The 19,871-nt window shown below is 73.4% G+C and carries 16 protein-coding genes; 12 read left to right on the forward strand and 4 right to left on the reverse strand.

Features of this window, described 5'->3' with window-relative positions:
* Window positions 1-431 (reverse strand): Clp protease N-terminal domain-containing protein (locus PSR1_RS12165; RefSeq protein WP_272946358.1); only part of this gene is annotated, 431 nt, incomplete at its 3' end.
* A 213-nt stretch (window positions 432-644) separates the two neighbouring features.
* On the opposite strand from PSR1_RS12165, the gene PSR1_RS12170 reads away from it, so the two are divergent.
* The 10 genes from PSR1_RS12170 to PSR1_RS12215 all read left to right on the forward strand — a co-directional run bounded on the left by PSR1_RS12170 (window position 645) and on the right by PSR1_RS12215 (window position 12,914).
* Window positions 645-2,576, forward strand: a complete 1,932-nt coding sequence (locus tag PSR1_RS12170; RefSeq protein WP_059437833.1) for an FAD-dependent oxidoreductase — start codon at window positions 645-647, stop codon at window positions 2,574-2,576.
* A 21-nt stretch (window positions 2,577-2,597) separates the two neighbouring features.
* Window positions 2,598-3,104 carry a ubiquinol-cytochrome c reductase iron-sulfur subunit gene (locus tag PSR1_RS12175; protein WP_059437834.1) on the forward strand — a complete coding sequence of 169 codons (507 nt, stop codon included), beginning with the start codon at window positions 2,598-2,600 and terminating at the stop codon, window positions 3,102-3,104.
* A gap of 10 nt (window positions 3,105-3,114) precedes the next feature.
* A complete protein-coding gene (locus PSR1_RS12180) occupies window positions 3,115-4,470 on the forward strand; it encodes a cytochrome b N-terminal domain-containing protein (protein ID WP_059437835.1) in 1,356 nt (451 codons plus the stop codon).
* Between the two features lie 2 nt (window positions 4,471-4,472).
* Complete coding sequence (locus tag PSR1_RS12185) at window positions 4,473-5,759, forward strand: c-type cytochrome (protein ID WP_059437836.1); 1,287 nt, start codon at window positions 4,473-4,475, stop codon at window positions 5,757-5,759.
* 20 nt (window positions 5,760-5,779) lie between these two features.
* Window positions 5,780-7,642 carry a Sec-dependent nitrous-oxide reductase gene (gene nosZ, locus PSR1_RS12190; RefSeq protein WP_059437837.1) on the forward strand — a complete coding sequence of 621 codons (1,863 nt, stop codon included), beginning with the start codon at window positions 5,780-5,782 and terminating at the stop codon, window positions 7,640-7,642.
* A gap of 23 nt (window positions 7,643-7,665) precedes the next feature.
* Window positions 7,666-8,322: a hypothetical protein gene (locus PSR1_RS12195; RefSeq protein WP_059437838.1), complete on the forward strand. Its 657-nt coding sequence runs from the start codon at window positions 7,666-7,668 to the stop codon at window positions 8,320-8,322.
* 4 nt (window positions 8,323-8,326) lie between these two features.
* The gene (gene nosD / locus PSR1_RS12200; protein ID WP_059437839.1) at window positions 8,327-9,700 is read left to right on the forward strand and encodes a nitrous oxide reductase family maturation protein NosD; all 1,374 of its coding nucleotides are present in this window, start codon (window positions 8,327-8,329) and stop codon (window positions 9,698-9,700) included.
* Window positions 9,697-10,596, forward strand: coding sequence for an ABC transporter ATP-binding protein (locus PSR1_RS12205; protein ID WP_059437840.1), 900 nt, complete (start codon window positions 9,697-9,699; stop codon window positions 10,594-10,596). Before nosD ends, PSR1_RS12205 begins: the two co-directional genes overlap by 4 nt.
* 459 nt (window positions 10,597-11,055) lie before the next feature.
* Entirely contained in the window at window positions 11,056-11,898 is an 843-nt protein-coding gene (locus tag PSR1_RS12210; RefSeq protein ID WP_059437841.1) for an ABC transporter permease, read from the forward strand.
* 62 nt (window positions 11,899-11,960) lie between these two features.
* Window positions 11,961-12,914 carry a patatin-like phospholipase family protein gene (locus PSR1_RS12215; protein ID WP_059437842.1) on the forward strand — a complete coding sequence of 318 codons (954 nt, stop codon included), beginning with the start codon at window positions 11,961-11,963 and terminating at the stop codon, window positions 12,912-12,914.
* A 31-nt stretch (window positions 12,915-12,945) separates the two neighbouring features.
* Here PSR1_RS12215 and PSR1_RS12220 read toward each other — a convergent pair whose 3' ends face one another.
* Both PSR1_RS12220 and PSR1_RS12225 read right to left on the reverse strand, forming a co-directional pair.
* Window positions 12,946-14,010, reverse strand: coding sequence for an HNH endonuclease signature motif containing protein (locus PSR1_RS12220; protein WP_059437843.1), 1,065 nt, complete (start codon window positions 14,008-14,010; stop codon window positions 12,946-12,948).
* A 436-nt stretch (window positions 14,011-14,446) separates the two neighbouring features.
* Window positions 14,447-15,508, reverse strand: a complete 1,062-nt coding sequence (locus PSR1_RS12225) for a metallopeptidase family protein (protein ID WP_059437844.1) — start codon at window positions 15,506-15,508, stop codon at window positions 14,447-14,449.
* 259 nt (window positions 15,509-15,767) lie between these two features.
* On the opposite strand from PSR1_RS12225, the gene groL reads away from it, so the two are divergent.
* Window positions 15,768-17,411: a chaperonin GroEL gene (groL, locus tag PSR1_RS12230; protein WP_059437845.1), complete on the forward strand. Its 1,644-nt coding sequence runs from the start codon at window positions 15,768-15,770 to the stop codon at window positions 17,409-17,411.
* Window positions 17,412-17,688: 277 nt separating this feature from the next.
* Here the strand turns inward: groL and PSR1_RS12235 are convergent, their stop codons facing one another.
* On the reverse strand, window positions 17,689-19,056 hold the full coding sequence (locus PSR1_RS12235; RefSeq protein ID WP_059437846.1) for a diguanylate cyclase: 1,368 nt from the start codon (window positions 19,054-19,056) through the stop codon (window positions 17,689-17,691).
* A gap of 25 nt (window positions 19,057-19,081) precedes the next feature.
* Here PSR1_RS12235 and PSR1_RS12240 point away from each other — a divergent pair, with 25 nt between their 5' ends.
* Window positions 19,082-19,849, forward strand: coding sequence for a chemotaxis protein CheW (locus PSR1_RS12240; RefSeq protein ID WP_059437847.1), 768 nt, complete (start codon window positions 19,082-19,084; stop codon window positions 19,847-19,849).
* Window positions 19,850-19,871 lie beyond the last annotated feature (22 nt).

Here is a 19,871-nt window from a genome sequence, read left to right on the forward strand (position 1 = left end):
GGCTGGAGCTGGCGCAGCCGGCGCGGCATGCGGGCGGTGAAGTAGGACAGCGCGATGTTGCGCAGCGAGGCGAGCTGCAGGCCGCAGGCGGCGAGCAGCTGGTGGGCGGCGGCGCCGCGCACCCGGCTCATGGCGATGAGCAGGTGCAGGCAGTCCACCTCCTCGGCCCCCACGCCCTCGGCCACGTCCCGGGCGCGCTCGCGGAGGTCGCGCTCGACGCCCTCCGGCTCGCGCGGCGCGCCGGTCATGGCCAGCAGGATGCGGTCCTCGTCGATGCCGCGATCCCGGAGCAGGACCTCGGCGCGGTTCGGCACGGTGAAGAAGGCGAGGAGCTGGTGCGCGCTGGTGAGCTTCTGGTTGACGCTCCGTGCGATGTCCTCGGCCTCGGCCAGGACCTGCAGGAGCTCCATCGACTCGATGACCGTGGCCATTCCAGGGGAGAGTGCGATATCGGCCCGAACGGGTCAAATTTCGGGCCCTTCCAGACCACGCGCTCCCTGCCGGGGGAGCGCGGCACGTTGTCCTTGCCCCGGACGGCCGCACGCACGGTCCGCGCAAGCCTGCATGGTTTCCGGGCACGGGGATCCGGCGCGGCGGCGCCGGTGCGGGCGGCGGCGAGCATTCCACGGCGGACCGAGGTCCCGATGCGCATCGCGGTGCGGCTCCCGGGGTTCGAGGACTGGCGGGCCCAGGTCAAGTGTCAGGTCGGCTGCCCCGTGGAGACGGACGGCGGCCGGTACTGCCAGCTCGTGGCGCAGGAGCGGTACGAGGAGGGCTACCTCGTCGCCCGGGCGCCGAACCCGTTCGCGTCGGTGTGCGGCCGGGTCTGCGCCGCGCCGTGCGAGGACGCCTGCCGCCGCGGCACCATCGACGCGCCCATCACCATCCGCGCCCTGAAGCGGACGCTCACCGAGCGCTACGGCGTCGAGTCGGTCCACCCCGACGCGCAGGACCGGCTGCGCGAGGCGCTGGTGCCGGAGGGCAACCGGTACCCGGGGCACCTCCCGACCGTCCCGCTCCGGCGTGCGGCACGGGACGCCCGGCGCAAGGTCGCGGTGATCGGGGCCGGGCCGGCCGGGCTCTCCGCCGCGCACGATCTCGCGCTGCTCGGCTACGACGTCACGGTGTTCGAGGCCGCCGAGGAGCCCGGCGGCATGATGCGCTTCGGGATCCCCGAGTACCGGCTGCCGCGCAGCGTGATCCGCGGGGAGATCGAGAAGATCCTGGCGCTCGGGGTGACGCTCCGGACCCGGGCCCCGCTCACGCCGGAGCGCGGCCTGGCCGCGCTGCGGGCCGAGGGCTTCGAGGCGTTCTTCCTCTCGGTCGGCGTGCAGAAGGGGCGGGACCTCGCCATCCCCGGGGTCGAGCTCGACGGCGTCGTGAAGGCCGTGGACTACCTCCTCAACGCGAACCGCGGCTACCGGATGAACCTGGGCCGGCGCGTGGTGGTGATCGGCGGCGGGTTCGTCGCGTTCGACGCGGCGCGGCTCGCGCTGCGCGCCGGGCGCGAGGACGAGGTCCGCGCGCTCGGCGAGACGCTCGGCGCGGAGTCCGACGCGCGGCTGATCGAGGCGCTCGACTCGGCGCGCGCGGCGGTGCGCGGCGGCGCGACCGAGGTGACCATCGTCTCGCTGGAGAGCTTCGAGGAGATGCCGGTGCTGCGGACGGCGCAGGGACACGAGGAGTTCGAGGAGTCCAGGCGGGAGGGGATCCGGTTCCAGCCGCGGCGCGGGCCGCGGCGGTTCGTCGGGACGGGGCACCTCGAGGCCGTCGAGCTGCGCGGCGTGACCCAGGTGTTCGACGCGTCCGGCCGCTTCGCGCCGGCGTACGACGACGCGGACGTGATCGCGGTCCCGGCCGACGGCTGCGTCCTCGCCATCGGGCAGCGCGCCGACCTCTCCTTCCTGCGCCCCGAGGACGGCGTCGAGCTCACGCCGGCGGGGACCGTCAAGGTGGACCGGGCGACGCTCGCCACCACCGCGCCGGGCGTCTACGCCGGCGGCGACGTGGCGTTCGGCCCGCGGAACCTCATCGAGGCCATCGCGAACGGGAAGCGCGCCGCGCGCTCCATCCACGAGCACCTCTCCGGCGAGGCGGCGCGGCTGGAGGCGGTCATCGCCGTCCAGAAGATCCCGACCCGCGACTACCGCATGATCGCCGGGTTCGAGCTGCTCGACCGCGCCTCCCCGCCCACGCTCGACCTGGGGCGGCGGAGCGGCATCGCGGAGGTGGAGACGGCCTTCGGCGCGGAGGAGGGCATCGCGCAGGGCGCGCGCTGCCTCGTCTGCCACGTCCAGACCATCTACGACCCGGAGAAGTGCGTCCTGTGCGGCCGCTGCGTGGACGTGTGCCCGGAGTACTGCCTCGCGCTGGTGCCGCTCGAGGACGTGGACCTGCCGGACGAGGAGCGGCGGGCGCTGGTCCAGGCGGCCGAGGCCGGCGCGCTGCCGCTCTCCGCGATGATCAAGGACGACGCGCCCTGCATCCGGTGCGGGCTGTGCGCCATCCGCTGCCCCACCGACGCGATGACGATGGAACGGTTCCAGATCACGCAGCGCTACGCCCCCGCCGCCTGAGCGGGGACGCCGAGGTTCGCCATGGCCGAGCGGAAGGACCGGAGGGACTTCCTCGTGGGCATCGGGATCGGCGCGGGGGTCGTCGCGCTGGGCGGCCAGGGGATCGCCGCGCTGCGCTCGCTCGTGCCGAACGTCTCGTACGACGCGCCCACCACCGTGAAGCTGGGGCCGCCGGCCGAGTTCCCCGACGGCATGAAGTTCCTGCCCGAGCAGCGGCTGTTCGTGTTCCGCGAGGGCAACACGTTCCACGCCATCTCCGCGGTCTGCACGCACCTCGGGTGCACCGTGCGCGCCGAGGCGCTGCCCAGGGTGGAGACGAAGGAGGTCGGCGGGCGGCCGCTCAAGCTCACCCACCGCTTCCTGTGCCCGTGCCACGGCTCGCGCTACGAGGGCGACGGGCAGAACGTCGCCGGGCCCGCGCCGAGGCCGCTCGCCTGGTACGACCTCACCCTGGCCGCCGACGACGGGCAGCTGGTGGTCGACATGGCCAGGCCCGTCGCGCACGACTTCCGGCTCACCATCGTGTGAGGAGGCGACCGTGGCCACCCTGCCCGAACCGTCGGTGAGCTCGCCCGCGCCGGCCGCCGCGCCCGGCGTCCACCCCCGCCCGCTGTGGAGCCTGCGGCCCGCGTCCGACCGCGAGGCCGGCGACGCGATCGTCGCGAACTTCCTGCTCCACTGGTTCCCCGCGAAGGCGCTGCGGGCCTCGCTGGAGTGGCGGTACTCGCTCTGGCTCGGCACCGTCTCGGCGGCGCTGCTCCTGCTGCTGGTGGTGTCGGGGCTCCCGCTCCTGTTCCTGCACGTCCCGTCGGTGGAGCGCGCCTACGGCTCGGTGAAGGACATCGAGTACGTGGTGACGTTCGGCTCCTGGATCCGCTCGGTCCACCGCCTCTCGGCGCACCTCATGGTGGCCGCGGTGTTCCTGCACCTGGTCCGCGTGTTCCTGACCGGCGCCTACAAGAACGGCGTGGGGCGCGGCCAGCACCGGGAGTGGAACTGGATCCTCGGCGTGGTGATGCTGCTCGTCACGCTGTTCCTCTCCTTCACCGGCTACCTCCTGCCGTGGGACCAGCTCGCCTACTGGGCGGTGACGGTCGGCACCAACATCGCCTCGGCGATCCCGCTGGTGGGCGAGGAGCTGCGGGAGCTGATGCTCGGCGGCCGCACCATCGACCAGCCCACGCTGATCCGCTTCTACGTGCTGCACGTGATCGTGCTGCCCGGCGCGCTCTTCGCGCTGCTCGCCTACCACATGTGGCGGATCCGCAAGGACGGCGGCCTGGCCTGCGCCGACCGCGCGGTCGCGCTGCCGGCGCCGGCGGAGGTCCCGCCGGCCGCCACCAAGACCTACTCGCTCCTCGGCATCGCCCGCGGGACCCACCCGACCATCCGCGCCACCTCGGTGGAGCGGCCGGAGACCACGGTCAGCTCGGTGCCGGACCTGACCCGCCGCGCCGCCATCGTGGTCCTCGGCACCATGGCGGTGGTGAGCATCCTCGCGGTGCTGGTGCCCTCGCCGCTGGAGGAGCCCGCCAACCCGCTCGTCACGCCCAACCCGGCCAAGGCGCCCTGGTACTTCCTGTGGCTCCAGGAGCTCGTGACCGACACGACGTTCCGGATCGGCTCCTTCACCGTCAACGGCGCGTTCCTGGGCGGCGTGATCCTGCCCGGCGCGCTGGTGACCCTGATGATCGCGTGGCCGTGGCTCGACCGGAGCCCGGCCTCGGCGGCGGGGCGCTGGTTCCCGCGGAGCCGCCGGACGCAGAACCTGGTGTTCCTCCTGATCGTGCTGCTGGTGCTCGTCCTCACCTACGTCGGCCTGTTCGCGCGCGGGCCGTACTGGAATCTGTACTGGCCGTGGGAGGCCTGGCCCCAGCTCCCGACCCGGATCTGACCATGGAACAGCGCACGCCCTCGCCCTACCGTCGCCGCGACCGGCTCGTCCTCGCGCTCGTCGGCGTCTCGCTGGTCGTCTCGCTCGGCCTGTTCGCCTGGAAGGACTGGTCCCACGACTGGCGCTGGTACCAGTGGGAGTTCCGCAACCAGGTGGAGGCGAAGCTCGGGGCGGAGAAGGCCCGCACCGTGCCCTCGGGCATGCTGCAGATCTGGGTGCCGGCGCTGCGGCACGCCGATCGCTGCCCGATGTGCCACCAGGCGGTCTCGTGGAAGGGCTTCGAGGACGCCGAGAACCCGTTCCGCACGCACCCGCCGGCGATCCTGGCCGCCCACCCGACGGAGCGGTACGGCTGCACCTCCTGCCACGGCGGGCAGGGCTACGCGGTGGACGTGGAGGCCGCGCACGGGCCGGTCCGCTTCTGGGAGGAGCCGGTGCTGGGCGCGACGCTCGGCGAGGAGTACTCGCTCGCGACCGACAAGGGCGCGCTCCTGCAGATGAACTGCAACGTCTGCCACCGCTACGACCGCGAGACGCCGGGCGCGAAGGCCATCAACGACGCGAAGGCGCTGGTCGCGCAGAAGGGCTGCCGCGCCTGCCACGTGATCAACGGGCGCGGCGGCAGCATCGGCCCGGACCTCACCTTCGAGGGCGACAAGGCGCCGGAGCAGTTCGACTACACGCGCCTGCTCGGCCAGCAGACCATGTTCGCCTGGCACGTGGCGCACTTCCGCGAGCCGAAGGCCATCGTCCCCGAGACGGTGATGCCGAACTTCAACTTCTCGACCGCGCAGGTCCAGTCGCTCGCGATGCTGGTGATGTCCTGGCGGAAGGTGGAGCTCCCGGCCGCGTACCTGCGCGGCGCGCCGCGGACCGATCCGCAGACGCCCGCCGAGGTCGAGGAGGAGCAGCGGATGCTGCACGGGCCGGGCGCGTGGTTCGTGAAGACCGGCTGCTTCATCTGCCACAACGTCTCGTCGCTGGGCGTGAAGAGCCCGGCGCAGATCGGCCCCGACCTCTCCATCGCGGTCGAGGACGTGCAGGCGCGCTTCGGGCGCACGCTCGACGACTTCCTGAGGGCGCCGACCGGCACCATGGCGGTGGTCCTCTCCCGCCAGATCATCCTGACGCCGGCGCAGCTGGACATGGCCATCCAGAAGGTGCGGGAGGCCTACGCCGAGCACCAGAAGCAGAAGGCGGCCGCCGGGACGAAGGCGCCGGCGGAGCCGGCATCCGAGCAGAAGACCCCCGGGTCCAAGGCGCCCGTGCGGAAGGCGCCCGCCCGCTGACCACCACCACGGAGGCAGACATGGCCGACACGAAGCTCTGGACGAGGATCGCCGTGGCGCTCGCGGCGGTGGGGACGCTGGCGCTCGCCGTGGGCTGCCCGCCCAGCAAGCCGAAGGGCTCGAAGCGCCCCGCCGGCGCGTCGGACATCGCGGTGGCGGCGGAGAAGACCTACGTCCCGCCCGGCGACCTCGACGAGTACTACATGTTCTCGTCCGGTGGGCACTCCGGGCAGGTCTTCGTCTACGGCATCCCGTCGATGCGCCACATCACCACCATCCCGGTGTTCGCGCCGTACTCGGGCACGGGCTACGGGTTCGACGACGAGACGAAGGCGATGCTCGGCAACCTCACCTGGGGTGACGTGCACCACCCGGCGCTGTCCGAGACCGGCGGCGACTACGACGGCCGCTGGCTGTTCGTGAACGAGATGAACGGGCGCGTGGCGCGCATCGACCTGCGGGACTTCAAGACCCGGCAGATCTTCGGGCCGGTGCCGAACATCTCCGGCAACCACGGCTCCACCTTCATCACGCCGAACAGCGAGTACGTGCTCATGTCCTCGCGGTTCTCGATCCCCATCCCCAAGGGGAAGGCGGTCTCGATCGACCGCTACGCCAGCGAGTACAAGGGCGTCGCGGCCGGCCTCAAGATCGACCCGAAGACCGGCCAGATGTCCCTCGGCTGGCAGGTGCTGCTGCCGCCGTTCGACTGGGACCTCGGCGACGCCGGCAAGAAGCTGTCCGAGGGCTGGTTCTTCCTCACCTGCTACAACTCCGAGCGCGCCACCGGGAAGCTCGAGGTCACCGCCTCGCAGCGCGACCGCGACTACATCGCGGCCATCGACTGGCGCCTCGCCGAGAAGTCCGCGGCCGAGGGGAAGGGCGAGCTGATCGGCGGCGTGAAGGTGCTCGACCCGAAGACGATCCCGGGGCTGGTGTACCTGATGCCGTGCGGGAAGTCGCCGCACGGCGTGGACGTCTCGCCCGACGGCAAGTACGTGGTCGGCTCCGGCAAGCTCCAGGGCGTCACCACCGCCTTCAACTTCGAGAAGGTCCTCACCGCCATCAAGAACAAGGACTTCGCCGGCGACGAGGACGGCATCCCGGTCCTCAAGTACGAGTCGATCAAGGACGCCGAGGTGCCGGTGGGGCTCGGGCCGCTGCACACGCAGTTCGGGCCGGACGGGATGGCCTACACCTCGCTGTTCGTGGACAGCGCGCTGGCCAAGTGGAAGCTCGGCACCTGGGAGGTCCTCGACAAGGTCCCCATGTCCTACTCGACCGGCCACCTCGCCGCGGCCGAGGGCGACACCGTCTCGCCGGACGGGAAGTGGCTGGTGGGCCTCAACAAGCTGTCCCACGGGCGCCACCTCTCCGTCGGCCCCTCGCAGCCCGAGTCCTCGCAGCTGGTGGACATCTCGGGCGACAAGATGAAGCTCGTCTACGACGCGTTCACCGAGCCCGAGCCGCACTACGCGCAGATCATCAAGGCCGACAAGCTGAAGCCGATCGAGGTCTACCCCAAGGAGGAGAACAAGCACCCGCTCGCGATCTGGGACGTGAAGGACGCCGGGGTGACGCGGAAGGGCAACGAGGTGCTGGCGAAGGTGGTGGTGGTGCGGTCCAGCATGACGCCGTCGCTCATCGAGGTGAACGAGGGCGACACGGTGAAGGTCGCGCTCACCAACATCGAGCAGACCACCGACGAGCTCCACGGGTTCGGGCTGCTCGACTACAACATCAACATCGTCCTCGATCCCGGCGAGACCAAGACCGTCACGTTCAAGGCCGACAAGCCGGGCGTCTTCCCCTACTACTGCACGAACTTCTGCTCCGCGCTGCACCAGGAGATGCAGGGTTACCTCGTGGTGAAGCCGAAGTAGCGCCCCGCCGGCCGAGGACCGCCATGAAGAGACTGCTGGAGCGGAGCCACGCGCTCCTCACCGCGCCGGTGGGGGCGACGCCGCGGGTGCTCGCGCTCGTCGCCGCGCTGCTGATCGTCCCCACCTACGTCGCGCCGCTGTGGAACCTCACCATGTTCGCGCCGCAGTACGGGGACGGGCTCCGGCTGGACATCTACAGCTACAAGCTCGAGGGCGGGAACCACGGGCAGGACCTGAAGGAGATCAACCTCCTCAACCACTACATCGGGATGCACGATCTCGCGGAGGAGGACTTCCGCGAGTTCAAGTGGATGCCGTTCGTGCTGGGCGGCCTCGCGCTCGTCTTCCTGCGGGCCGCGGTGATGGGGCGGGTGCTCGACCTGCTCGACTCGCTGGTGGTCTTCAGCTACGTCGGGCTCTTCTCGCTCTGGTCCTTCGGCTACAAGCTGTACAGCTACGGCCACGACCTCGCGCCCGGCGCGCCGGTGAAGATCCCGCCCTTCATGCCGCCGATGATCGGCGGCGCGCAGCTCGCGAACTTCGAGGTGTACTCGTACCCGGGCCTCGGCTCCTACGCGCTGTTCGCGGTGGGGTTCGCGCTGGCCGCGGCGCTGCTGCTCGGCGTGCGCGCCTCCCTCCGGCGACCGGCGGCCGCGCCGGTCGCGCGCGGCGGGCCGTGAGGCGATGGACGCCGTCGCGCCGCTCCTCGCGATCCTCCTCGCCCAGGACATGGCGCCCATCCCCGCCGGCAACCTGGAGGGGCGCCCGCCGGCGAGCGAGGCGTCCCCGCTCCAGGCCAGGGTGGACGCGGCGCCGCCCGGCGCTCGCCTCGAGGTCGGCCCGGGCACGTACGCGGGCGACCTGTACCTCGACCGCCCGGTCCACCTCGCCGGGCGCGGCCGCCCGCGGCTGGTGGGCTCGGGCCGCGGCAGCGTGGTGCGGATCCGCGCGCCCGGGGTGGTGCTGGAGGGCTTCGACATCGACGGGCGCGAGGGCGGCGACCTCGGGCGCGACTCGGCCGGCGTCCACGTCGCCGCCCGCGACGCGGTGATCCGCGGCTGCCGGATCGAGCGCGCGCTGTTCGGCGTCTACCTGCGCGAGGCGAACGGCGCGCGCGTCGAGGGGAACGTGGTGGTGGGGATCCGGGCGAAGGAGCCGGGCGAGAAGGGGTCGGGCGTCCACGTCTGGAACACCGACGGCTTCACGCTCGACCGCAACGAGGTCCGCGACGCGCGGGACGGCTTCTACATCCAGTCCTCGCCGAACGGCGTGATCCGCGGCAACGTCGCGCGCGACCTGCGCTACGCGCTGCACTACATGTTCTCGGACGACAACGTGTTCGAGGACAACCTGTTCGAGCGCTCCGACGCCGGCGCGGTGCTGATGTACTCGCGGCGGATCGCCTTCCGCCGCAACCGCTTCCTGCACAACCGCGGCTTCGCCTCGGTGGGGCTCCTGTACAAGGCCTGCGACGACGTGATCGCCGAGGACAACCTGATCGCCGACAACGCGCGCGGGGTGTTCCTGGAGGGCTCGTACCGCGACGTCTTCCGGCGCAACGTGATCGCCGAGTCCGACGCCGCCATCGTGCTCTACGACTCCTGCGGCGGCGTCCGCTTCGAGGGGAACGCGTTCGTCGGGAACCTCACCACGCTCGACCTCGTCGGCCGGCGCACCGACACCTCCTTCGACGGCAACTACTGGTCGGACGACCGCGGGCTCGACCTCGACGGCGACGGCCGGAGCGACGCGCCGCACGTCCTCGGGAGCCTGTTCGACCACCTGCGCGGGAACCTCTCCGCCGCCGACCTGCTCGCGCAGAGCGTGGCGGCCTCGGCGCTGGCGGCCGCGGAGCGCAGCTTCCCGGTGCTGGCCCGGATCCAGGCGGTCGACCACGCCCCGCTGGCGCGGCCCCCGGTGCTGCCCGCGGTGCCGGTGGCGCGCCCGGAGGACGGCGGCGCGTCGGCGGCGGGCGTGGCGGGCTCCGCCGGCGCGGTGGCGCTCGGCCTGGCGGTGCTGGCGCTGGGCGGGCGGGCCGCGCGACGGGGGCGCCCGTGATCCGCTTCGAGGCGCTCACCAAGCGCTACGGGACCCACCGCGCCGTGGAGGCGCTCTCGCTCGAGCTCGCCGCGGGGGAGGTGGTGGCGCTCCTCGGGCCGAACGGCTCGGGCAAGACCACCTCGCTCAAGGTCGCGGCGGGGCTGGTGCTGCCCACCTCCGGCCGCGTGCTCGCCGGGGATCCGCCGGCCAGCACGCGCGACCCGGCGGCCCGGCGCGCCCTGTCGTTCCTGCCGCAGCGGGTGAGCTTCCCGGACTCGCTCACCGGCCGCGAGGTGCTCGAGTTCTACCGCCGGCTGCGCGGGGCGCCGCCGGGCGCGGCGGAGCAGGCGCTCCGCGCGGCCTCGCTCGACGGCGCGGCGGAGCGGGCGGTGGGGACGTACTCGGGCGGCATGACCCAGCGGCTCGGCCTCGCCGTCGCCGCGCTCCCCGACGCGCGCGCCTACCTGCTCGACGAGCCCACCTCCGCGCTCGACGCCGACGGGCTGGCGGCGTTCTACACGCTGGTCGAGCGCTGGCGCGGCGAGGGGCGGACGGTGCTCTTCAGCTCGCACCAGCTCGGCGACGCCGAGCGGCTCGCCGACCGGATCGCGATCCTGGTGGACGGGCGGCTGGTCGCGGCGCTCGGGCAGCGCGAGCTGGCGGATCGCCTGGCCGCGCGCGGGCGCATGCGGCTGCGGCTCGACGCCTGCCCCGCCGGGCTGGCCGAGCGGCTCGCCGCGCTCGCGCCCGGCGCGCGCTGGACCGGCGAGGAGCTGGTGATCCCCGGGCCGCCCGCGCTGCGCGCGCAGGCGCTGGAGCTGGCCCGCGCGGCGGGGGCCGAGATCCGCAGCCTCACCGCCGAGGACGGGCGCCTGGAGCCGCTGTACCGCGAGCTGGTGGAGGGTTCCGCATGAGGCCACGATTCCCCGCGCGGCTCGCCGCGCTCGCGTGCGCCGCGGCCTGCGCGGGCGCCTGCCAGCGCGGCCCGCCCGCGCCGGCCCGGCTCGATCCGCGCAACGACGCCTGCGCGCAGTGCCGCATGATGGTGTCGGATCCGCCGTTCGCCGCGCAGCTCGTCGCGCCGAACGAGGAGCCGCGCTTCTTCGACGACCTCGGCTGCCTCCGCGACTACCTCCGCGAGCACCCGCGGCTGCCGCCCGGGGCGGTGGCCTACGTCGCGGACCACCGGACCTCGGCCTGGGTGCGCGCCGGCGCCGCGACGTACTCGCGGGTGCCCGGGCTCCGCACGCCCATGGGCTCGGGGCTGGTCGCCCACGCCGACGCCGCCTCGCGCGACGCCGACCCGGCCGTCGCGGGCGCGGCGCCGGTGCCGGCCGCGGAGCTCCTCGGGGCGGCGCCCGCGGCGGGGGCCGATGAGCGTCGGCGGGTCGCCCCTGCTGCTCGTGGCGCGCCAGGAGCTGCTGCTCGCGGCGCGCTCGCGCTGGGTGCAGATCTTCGCGGCGGTGTTCGCGCTGCTCGCGCTCGGCGTGGCCGGCTCCGGCTACGTGCTCTCCGGCGGGCACGGGTTCCAGGACTTCGCCCGGACCAGCGCGTCGCTGGTGGAGCTGGTGGCGCTGGTGGTGCCGCTGGCGGCGCTGCTCATGGGCGTCCTCGCGCTCGCCCCGGAGCGCGGGACCGCCGAGCTCCTGTACGCGCAGCCGGTGTCGCGCCGCACCATCCTCCTCGGCAAGCTGCTCGGCCTCTTCGCGGCGCTCTCCGCCGCCGAGCTGGTCGGGTTCGGGGTCGCCGGCGTGGTGGTGTTCTCGCAGGCGGGCGAGGAGGGCGGGGGAGGGTACGCGCTGCTCGTCGTCGGCGCTGCCCTGCTCACCGCCGCGTTCCTGGCCATCGCGGCGCTCATCGCGGCCGGCGCGGTGGGGCGCCGGCGCGTGCGGGCGCTCGCGGTCGCGGTGGTCGTCTGGTTCGCGGCGGTGGTGCTGTTCGACGTCGCGGCGCTGGGCGTCGCGTCGCTCCTGCCCTCCGGGACCGCCTCGCGCCTGCTGGTGGTGGCGGTGATCGCGAACCCGGTCGGCGCGGTGCGGACCGGCGCGCTCCTCGCGGTGGAGGGCACCGCGGCGTTCGGCGCCGCGTCGCTCGCGTTCCTGCGCTTCACCGGCGGCCCGGCCGGCGCGGCGGCGGCGCTCGCGTCCTCGCTCGCGCTCTGGATCGTGCTGCCCGCGGCGCTGGCAGCGCGCCGGATCGGGCGGGTGGACCTGTAAGTCGCTGTCGGAGCGCCGCGAGGGCGCTGGTGCGCGGGGGCGTCCCGCGCCAGAATCGCCCGATGCGCCGCACCCCGTTCGCCCCGCTCGCCGCCGCCGCGCTGGCCGCGCTCGCCGGCTGCCGTGCCACCGCGCCGGTCGCTCCCGCCGCCCCCGTCCCCGCCGCGCCCGTGCCGGCGCCCGCCCCGCCCGCCCCCGTGCGCGAGCCCAGGGTCGCGCTCGTGCTCGGCGGCGGCGCCGCCCGCGGCTTCGCCCACATCGGCGTGATCCGGGTGCTCGAGCAGGAGCGGATCCCCGTGGACCTGGTGGTCGGGACCAGCGTCGGCAGCCTCATCGGCGCGCTCTACGCGAGCGAGAAGGACTCGTTCGACCTCGAGTGGACCGCGTTCCAGCTCCAGCAGGACGACCTGTTCGACTTCCGGCTGGTGAACGCCGTGATGGGCATGGGGTACGCGAAGGGGGAGAAGCTCGACGCGTTCGTGCGCGCGAAGGTGAAGCAGCCCAACATCGAGCAGCTCCGGATCCCGTTCGCGGCCGTCGCGACCGACCTGAACTGGGGAACGCGGGTGGTGATCGACCGCGGCCCCGTCGCGCCCGCCGTCCGCGCCTCCTCGGCCATCCCCGGCATCTTCGAGCCCGTCGGCCACATGGGGAAGCTGCTGGTGGACGGCGGCGTGGTGGACAACATCCCCATCGACGTCGCCCGCGAGAAGGGCGCCGAGGTGGTGATCGCCGTGGACATCTCCGAGGACGTCGGGAACACCAGCATCCGCAACGCGCTCGACGTGATCCTCCAGGCGACCAACATCATGTTCGCGGAGAACGTGGCGCACCGGAAGCAGGGCGCCGACGTGCTGGTCCAGCCCGACGTGCGCGGCATCGGCATGCTCGACTTCACGCAGAAGAAGCGCTGCGTGCAGGCCGGCATCGAGGCCGCCCGCGCCGCCATGCCCCGCGTCCGCGCCGCGATCGAGGCGTGGAAGGCGAAGCAGGCCGCCCAGCGCCCGCGGGCGTGACCGCATCGACGCAGGAGGTGGGTCGGACGCCTCAGGGCGACCCCCCGCGCCGCCTCGGCGCGTAGGCGTCGATGAGCGCGTCGCCGAACACCCGCCGCGCCTCCGCGAGGTTGTGCCCCCGGCAACGGATCCTGAGGTTGTCCGCCGTCGAGGCCCCGCCGCGCGCGACCGGGACGACGTGGTCGAGCTCGAGCTGGTGGGTGGAGCCGCACCGCTCGCCGGACGCCAGCACGAAGGTGCACCGCCCGCCATCCCGCTCCCAGACCTCGCGGCGAACGTGGGCCGGGATGTGCTCCGGCCTGGAGGGCCGAACCGTCTTCTGCGGACGAGCCGTGAGCCCCTTGCGCCGCCCGCGCTCGTCGAGGAGCTGATCGAGGGCGGCCTCGAGGACGTCCTCGCGGGTGGCGCCGGGCATCGCGTGGGAGAGCGCGTCCCGGGCCGCATCGAGCTTGTCGAGGAAGGCCTTCGAGACGGTGAGGTGCATGCGGGCCGAATCCCCGGCGAGCCAGTCCACCGAGCTGGGCCTGGCGGCAGGGCTCACCGCTCGCAGTTCGACAGGCTCACTGCGAGCGGACTCTGAACGGCCATCGGCCTCGACCCGATTGGGTGCATTCAGTTCGGGCGCCCGAAATGAAATCGGAGCCGATGCCGCTGCCGGCACCTCGGAAGCCGTCCGGATGGGCACGACGACCTCGCGGCGCGGCGGGTTCTCCACGGGGCGGATGGTGGCAGCCACCGCCGCCGCATCCCGGCTCGAGAGCCCGAAGAACCGCGGCAGGATCTCCGCGCAGTTCTCGGCGGTCACCACCTTCGCCAGCTCGCAGACGGAGGAGAGGCAGAGCTTGCCTTCGCGCAGTGCGCCTTCGACCGTGGGGTACCGCTGGATGAGCTCCGCCGCCGTCTTGCGGTACTGCGCTGCCCCCGCCGAGAGCCCCAGCTCGCGCCGCAGGAACGAGAAGAGCGAGGTGTGCCCGCGCTCCCGGTACAGCCCCCGCCGGTCGAACTCCGCCAGCGCGACGAGGAACTCCGCCATGGCGTGGCGCTCGGAACGGAGGAGGGCAATGAGACGGTTCGTGAACTCGAGTGCGATGTCCATGACGGAAGCATCGCACGCGAATTCCGCGCTCCGTGAAACGCACGAGGATGCCCCGGGGCGCGAGAACGCGAGCAGGGTGCCGCGACCCCCCGGCTCGCCGTCCAGCGCCGCAGCGCCGCGCCGCGAGCGCGCGAAAGGCCTGCCATGACGCATCGCCAACAGCGAACGCGCCGCCGCCCGTGAACCCCGTCAAGCATTCACTGAGAGACAAACGGGTGCAGCATCACTCCACGCCCACGCCCGCGCCCACGGCCGCGCCTTCGGCTTCACGCGCTCCCGCGCCCCGCGTCCCACCCTCGGGCCTCTCGCGAGCCGATCCCGCAACCAGCGGTCCCGGCCCACCGCCCCGCCCCCGACCGCCGCTGCCCCGTCAAGAGCCAGAACCGCCCCCGACCGCCGCTGCCCCGCCAAAAGCCCCCACCGGCCAGCCCCCCCCCTAATCCAGCCCCCGCTCCCAGAGCTCCTCCTCGTCCAGCCCGAGGAAGTGCCCGACCTCGTGCACCAGCGTCACCCCGATCTCCTCGATCAGCTCCCCGCGGCTGCGCGCGAACCGCTCCAGGTTCTTCTGGTAGAGCACGATCGACGACGGGAAGTGGCTCCACGGATCCATCGACGCCTTCTGCCCCCACGGCGCGCCGCGGAACAGGCCGAGGATCGCGGGCGAGAGCGGCGGGTCCGAGCCGCGCAGGTCGTCGTCCTGCGGCAGGTCCTCCACCGTGATCGCCACGTTCGACAGGTACCGCCGCACCGGCTCGGGCAGCCGCTCCAGCGCCGCCTCCACCGCCGCGTCGAACGCCTCGTGCGTGAGCGACACCGGCTCGGGGAACTCCTCCGGCGCGAGCTTGCGCGCCCGCGCGAAGCGGCGCGCCGCCTCGGCCGCGTCGCCCTGCCGCTCGGCCACCAGCCCGAGCTGGTGGTGCACCCAGGGGTCCTTCCGGTCGAGCGCCTCGGCCCGGAGCAGCACCGCGCGCGCCTCGTCGAGGCGCGAGAGCTCGTAGAGCGCGAACGCCTGCTCGAGCAGGATCTCCACCCGGTCCGGCGCCGCCCGCGCGGCCTCCTCCAGCCGGACGAGCGCCTCGTCCGCCCGGCCGAGCTGGTCGAGCGCCGCGCCCTCGAGGTAGGCGAGGTCGGCGGCGAGGTCCGGGTCGTCGAGCTTCCGGGCGGCCCGGCTGCCCCGCCGCGCCAGCTCCAGCGCGCGCTCCGCCCGCTCGCGCCCGGTGTCCTCGTCGGCGAGCACGTTGAGGTGGAAGTCGGCGGCCCCGGCGAGCAGCTCCGGATCGTCCCGGCCGCGCTCCAGCGCGCGCTCGTACGCCTCGGCCGCGTCGTCGAGCCGGTCGAGCGCGGCCAGCGCGGCGGCGCGCAGGTGGAGCGCGGGGACCGACCGGGGCGACCGCGCCACCGCCTCGTCGGCGCGGGCGAGCGCCTCCTCGGGCTCGCCCTCCTCGAGCGCGGCGGCGGCGGCGTCGAGGAGGTCGTCCAGCGCTTCGGGACCGGGCATGCGTCGCGAGTAGCGGGGCGGGCGGCCGGTGTCAAACGTGCGCGCCCCGCGGGAGGGACGCGGGCCGCGCGGCGGCGCGCGCGGGCTTCACGAAGCGCGGATCCGGCGGGCCGCGGGCGGGCCACCGGGGTCGCGGCCGGGCGCCGCTTGACCGAGGTCGGGGAGCGGTTATGTTAGCGGCCGCCCGGGGCGACTGCCAACCCGAGTCGCCCCACAACATCTCAGGACTACTGAAGTTTCTCTGAAAAGGAGAGCCGGCATGGCCGCCAAGGAGATCGCATTCCACCAGCCCGCCCGCGAGGCCATCCTCCGCGGGGTGCAGACGCTGGCCGAAGCCGTCGCGGTGACCCTCGGCCCGAAGGGCCGGAACGTGGTCATCGAGAAGAGCTTCGGCGCGCCGACCATCACCAAGGACGGCGTCACGGTCGCGAAGGAGATCGAGGTCGAGTCCAAGTTCGAGAACATGGGCGCCCAGATGGTGAAGGAGGTCGCGTCCCAGACCTCCGACAAGGCCGGCGACGGCACCACCACCGCCACCGTGCTCGCGCGCTCCATCTACGAGGAGGGCCTGAAGCTGGTCGCGGCCGGCCACAACCCCATGGACCTGAAGCGCGGCATCGACCGCGCGGTCGAGGTGGTCGTCGCCCACCTGAAGGCGCTCTCCACCCCGACGAAGGGCAAGGAGGACATCGCCCAGGTCGGCACCATCTCCGCGAACGGCGACACCACCATCGGCAACATCATCGCCGAGGCGATGGAGAAGGTCGGCAAGGAGGGCGTGATCACGGTCGAGGAGGCGAAGGGCCTCGAGACCACGCTCGACGTGGTCGAGGGCATGCAGTTCGACCGCGGCTACTCGTCGCCGTACTTCGTCACCAACCCCGACCGGATGGAGGCGGTGCTGGAGGATCCGTACATCCTCGTCACCGAGAAGAAGATCACCGCGATGGCCGACCTCATCCCGGTGCTCGAGCAGGTGGCGCGCTCCGGCAAGCCGCTCCTCATCATCGCGGAGGAGGTCGAGGGCGAGGCGCTCGCCACCCTGGTGGTCAACAAGCTGCGCGGCACGCTGCACGTGTGCGCGGTGAAGGCCCCGGGCTTCGGCGACCGCCGCAAGGAGATGCTGAAGGACATCGCCACCCTCACGGGCGGCACCGTGGTCGCCGAGGAGCTCGGCATCAAGCTCGAGCAGCTCGGCCTGAAGGACCTCGGCCGCGCCAAGCGCATCACGGTGGACAAGGACAACACCACCATCGTGGACGGCGAGGGCAAGAAGGCGGACATCGAGGCCCGCATCAAGGTGATCCGCGGCCAGATCGAGGAGTCCACCTCGGAGTACGACCGCGAGAAGCTGCAGGAGCGGCTCGCCAAGCTGGTGGGCGGCGTGGCGGTCATCAACGTGGGCGCCGCCACCGAGACCGAGATGAAGGAGAAGAAGGCCCGGGTGGAGGACGCGCTCCACGCCACCCGCGCCGCGGTCGAGGAGGGCATCGTCCCCGGCGGCGGCGTGGCCTACCTCCGGTCGCTGGCCGAGCTCCAGAAGCTCGACGTGGGCCAGGGCGACCAGCGGTTCGGCGTCCAGATCGTGGTGAAGGCCCTCGAGTGGCCGGCCCGGCGCATCGCCGAGAACGCCGGCTGGGACGGCCCGGTGGTGGTGAACAAGATCCTCGAGGGGAAGGGCGCGTTCGGCTTCAACGCCGCGACCGACACCTTCGAGGACCTGACCAAGGCCGGCGTCATCGATCCGACCAAGGTCTCCCGCACCGCGCTCCAGAACGCGGCCTCGGTCGCGAGCCTGCTCCTCACCACCGAGGCGATGGTGGCCGACAAGCCGAAGAAGAAGGCCGCCCCGGGCGGCGGCGCCGCCGGCATGGGCGGCGGCATGGACGAGATGGACTACTAGCTTCCCGCCGTCCCTGGGGTTTTCCCCCTGCGCCGATCCGGGTGCAGGGGGAAGCCCCGTCCCTCGACGGGGTGCGTCATTGACACCGGACCCTCACCCGGGTAGGGTATTTGCATACGACGGACGGCCAAGGCGATATCGGCCCGTCTCGTCGATGACGAGGGCAGCCGCTACTACGTGCTCGGACGGGCGGAACCCGGCAGTCGTCGTCAGCGGGGCCAAGGATCCTTCCTTGGCCCCGCGTTTTTTTTGGCGGTGAGCGCTCGCGCCCCGCCCGCTACGGCCGCTCGCCGGCCGGGATCGGGGGCAGGTCCTTCGACGCCATGTAGACCACGTTCCGGCTGGAGCGCTTGCCCCGGTACATGGCGCGGTCGGCGAGGTCGAGGATCTCGCTCTTCTCCTGGGCGTGCTCGGGGTAGCTGGCGAGGCCGATGGAGGCGGTGACCCGCACCCGGGCGCCCTCCCGCGACAGGAAGCGGTGGTCCTCGATGGCCCGGCGGACCCGCTCGGCCACCTTCAGCCCGCCGCCGGAGTCGATCCCCACCAGCAGCACCACGTACTCGTCCCCCCCGTAACGGACCAGGACGTCCTCGTCCCGGACGCAGGAGCGGAGCACCCGGGCCACCTCGACGAGCAGGCGCGAGCCGGAGAGGTGGCCGTGCTGGTCGTTGACCGTCTTGAAGTGGTCGAGATCCATGAACAGGACCGAGAACGGGCGGCCGCTCTGCATCTCGCGGTCGAGCGCCATGTCCAGGTAGCGGGTGTTGTAGAGGTGCGTGAGGTCGTCGAGGTAGGCGAGGTGCTCGACCTGCCGCAGCCGGCCCAGGTTGCGGAGCGCCAGGCCCAGGTTGCGGCAGAGGTAGCCCACCGCCTCGGCGCCGGTCGGGTCGAGCGGGCCGGGCGCGTGCACCGCCACCGCCCCGAGCAGCGCGCCCTCCTCGGTGACCGGCAGCAGGAGCACCCGCGGCCCGAACGGCCCCAGCTCGCCCGGCGCCCGCTCGGCCCGCGCCACCGGGTCGGCGCCCAGCCCCTCGAGCTCCTCCCGGCAGGCGGCGAGCAGCTCGACCGCCACCGCGTGATCGGTCCCGTGCGCGCCGGAGGGCACCCAGCTCGCGTCCGCCGCCTTCTCCAGCAGCACCGCCACCGCGCTGCGCGCCGCCGCCGCGACCGAGGCGAGCGCCATCGGCACGAGCTTGTCGCGATCGAGCGTGGCGGCGATGCGCTGGCCGGTCTCGAACAGCGTGAGGTGCGCGCGCAGCACCTTGTTCTCGGCGAGCAGCTCGCGGGTGGCGAGGCAGCGCTGCACGGCGAGCTGGAGCTGCTCCGGCGTGACCGGCTTCACCAGGTAGTCCGAGGCGCCCGACTTCATGGCGCGCACCGCCGGGTCCACCTTGTCGAGCGCGGTGATGACCGTGACCTCGAGGTTCGGGTCGAGCTGCTTCGCGGCCGAGAGCAGGTCGAGGCCGGACGAGCCCGGGAGGATCACGTCGGTGAGGAGCACGTCGAAGCGCCGCTGGCGCAGGAGGGCGAGCGCCGCCTCGGCGTCCTCCGCGAGCTCGACCTCGTACCCCGCCGCGCGCAGGTAGTCCGAGTACACGGTGCGCGCGAAGCGCTCGTCGTCCACGAGGAGGACCGAGTAGGCCATCGCGGATCGTCGTATATCATGGCCCGTGTCGCTCCCCTCGGACCGCAAGGCGCTCCTCTTCTCGGCCGGCGGTGTGCGCCTGGCGCTGCGCCTGTCGCAGCTCCGGGAGATCGTCGCCGTCCCCGAGGCGGCCGGCGAGGTGATCGCCCGGGGCGAGGCGGTGCCGGCGGCGTTCGTCTCCACCGTGCTGGGCCTGCCCGGCGGCCCGTGCCCGTTCGCGCTGCTCACCGAGGGGCCCCCGCGCGTGGCGCTGCGCGTCGAGGCGCTGCACGGGATCGTGGACCTCGCCGAGGCCGAGTTCTTCCAGCTGCCCGCGCGCACCCCGCTGCCGCAGCCCCCGCCGTTCGCCGGCGCGATCGTGATGGGCGGGGCGGTGACGCTGGAGCTGGCGGTCGGGACGCTCGGCTTCGCCCCGCTGGAGCCGGCGCTGGACGCCGCCGAGCCGCCGCCCGACCTCGGGCTCGCCGCCGAGCGCGAGCTGCGGTTCGCGCGGGCGGGGCGGGAGTACGCGGTCCCGCTCGCGCTGCTCCTGCAGGTGCTGGAGGAGCCGGCGCTCGCGCCCGTGCCGCTCACCCCGCCGTCGCACCGCGGGCTGCTCTACCACGGCCGCGCGCTCCACCCGGTGGTGGACCTGGCCGTGCTGTACGGCGGCGCCGGAGGGGAGGGGCGCACCGTGCTCCTGCTCGACGCGGGCGGCGCGGGCATCGGCGTGGTGGCCGACCGCGTGCTCGGGGTCGGGGAGGGCGGCGAGGACGTGCTGCGTCCGCCCTGGGATGCGCTGTTCGGGGGCTAGCCGGCGCCGGGCGCGGCGCGGG

Source organism: Anaeromyxobacter sp. PSR-1 (assembly GCF_000964525.1).
In the GTDB taxonomy this organism is placed as follows: domain Bacteria; phylum Myxococcota; class Myxococcia; order Myxococcales; family Anaeromyxobacteraceae; genus Anaeromyxobacter.

Bases quoted from the DNA above. Each gene is read 5' to 3' on its own strand.
- PSR1_RS12170 (WP_059437833.1), top strand. From the start codon at position 645: ATGCGCATCGCGGTGCGGCTCCCGGGGTTCGAGGACTGGCGGGCCCAG.
- PSR1_RS12175 (WP_059437834.1), top strand. From the start codon at position 2,598: ATGGCCGAGCGGAAGGACCGGAGGGACTTCCTCGTGGGCATCGGGATC.
- PSR1_RS12185 (WP_059437836.1), top strand. From the start codon at position 4,473: ATGGAACAGCGCACGCCCTCGCCCTACCGTCGCCGCGACCGGCTCGTC.
- nosZ (WP_059437837.1), top strand. From the start codon at position 5,780: ATGGCCGACACGAAGCTCTGGACGAGGATCGCCGTGGCGCTCGCGGCG.
- PSR1_RS12195 (WP_059437838.1), top strand. From the start codon at position 7,666: ATGAAGAGACTGCTGGAGCGGAGCCACGCGCTCCTCACCGCGCCGGTG.
- nosD (WP_059437839.1), top strand. From the start codon at position 8,327: ATGGACGCCGTCGCGCCGCTCCTCGCGATCCTCCTCGCCCAGGACATG.
- PSR1_RS12210 (WP_059437841.1), top strand. From the start codon at position 11,056: ATGAGCGTCGGCGGGTCGCCCCTGCTGCTCGTGGCGCGCCAGGAGCTG.
- PSR1_RS12215 (WP_059437842.1), top strand. From the start codon at position 11,961: ATGCGCCGCACCCCGTTCGCCCCGCTCGCCGCCGCCGCGCTGGCCGCG.
- PSR1_RS12220 (WP_059437843.1), bottom strand. From the start codon at position 14,010: ATGGACATCGCACTCGAGTTCACGAACCGTCTCATTGCCCTCCTCCGT.
- PSR1_RS12225 (WP_059437844.1), bottom strand. From the start codon at position 15,508: ATGCCCGGTCCCGAAGCGCTGGACGACCTCCTCGACGCCGCCGCCGCC.
- groL (WP_059437845.1), top strand. From the start codon at position 15,768: ATGGCCGCCAAGGAGATCGCATTCCACCAGCCCGCCCGCGAGGCCATC.
- PSR1_RS12235 (WP_059437846.1), bottom strand. From the start codon at position 19,056: ATGGCCTACTCGGTCCTCCTCGTGGACGACGAGCGCTTCGCGCGCACC.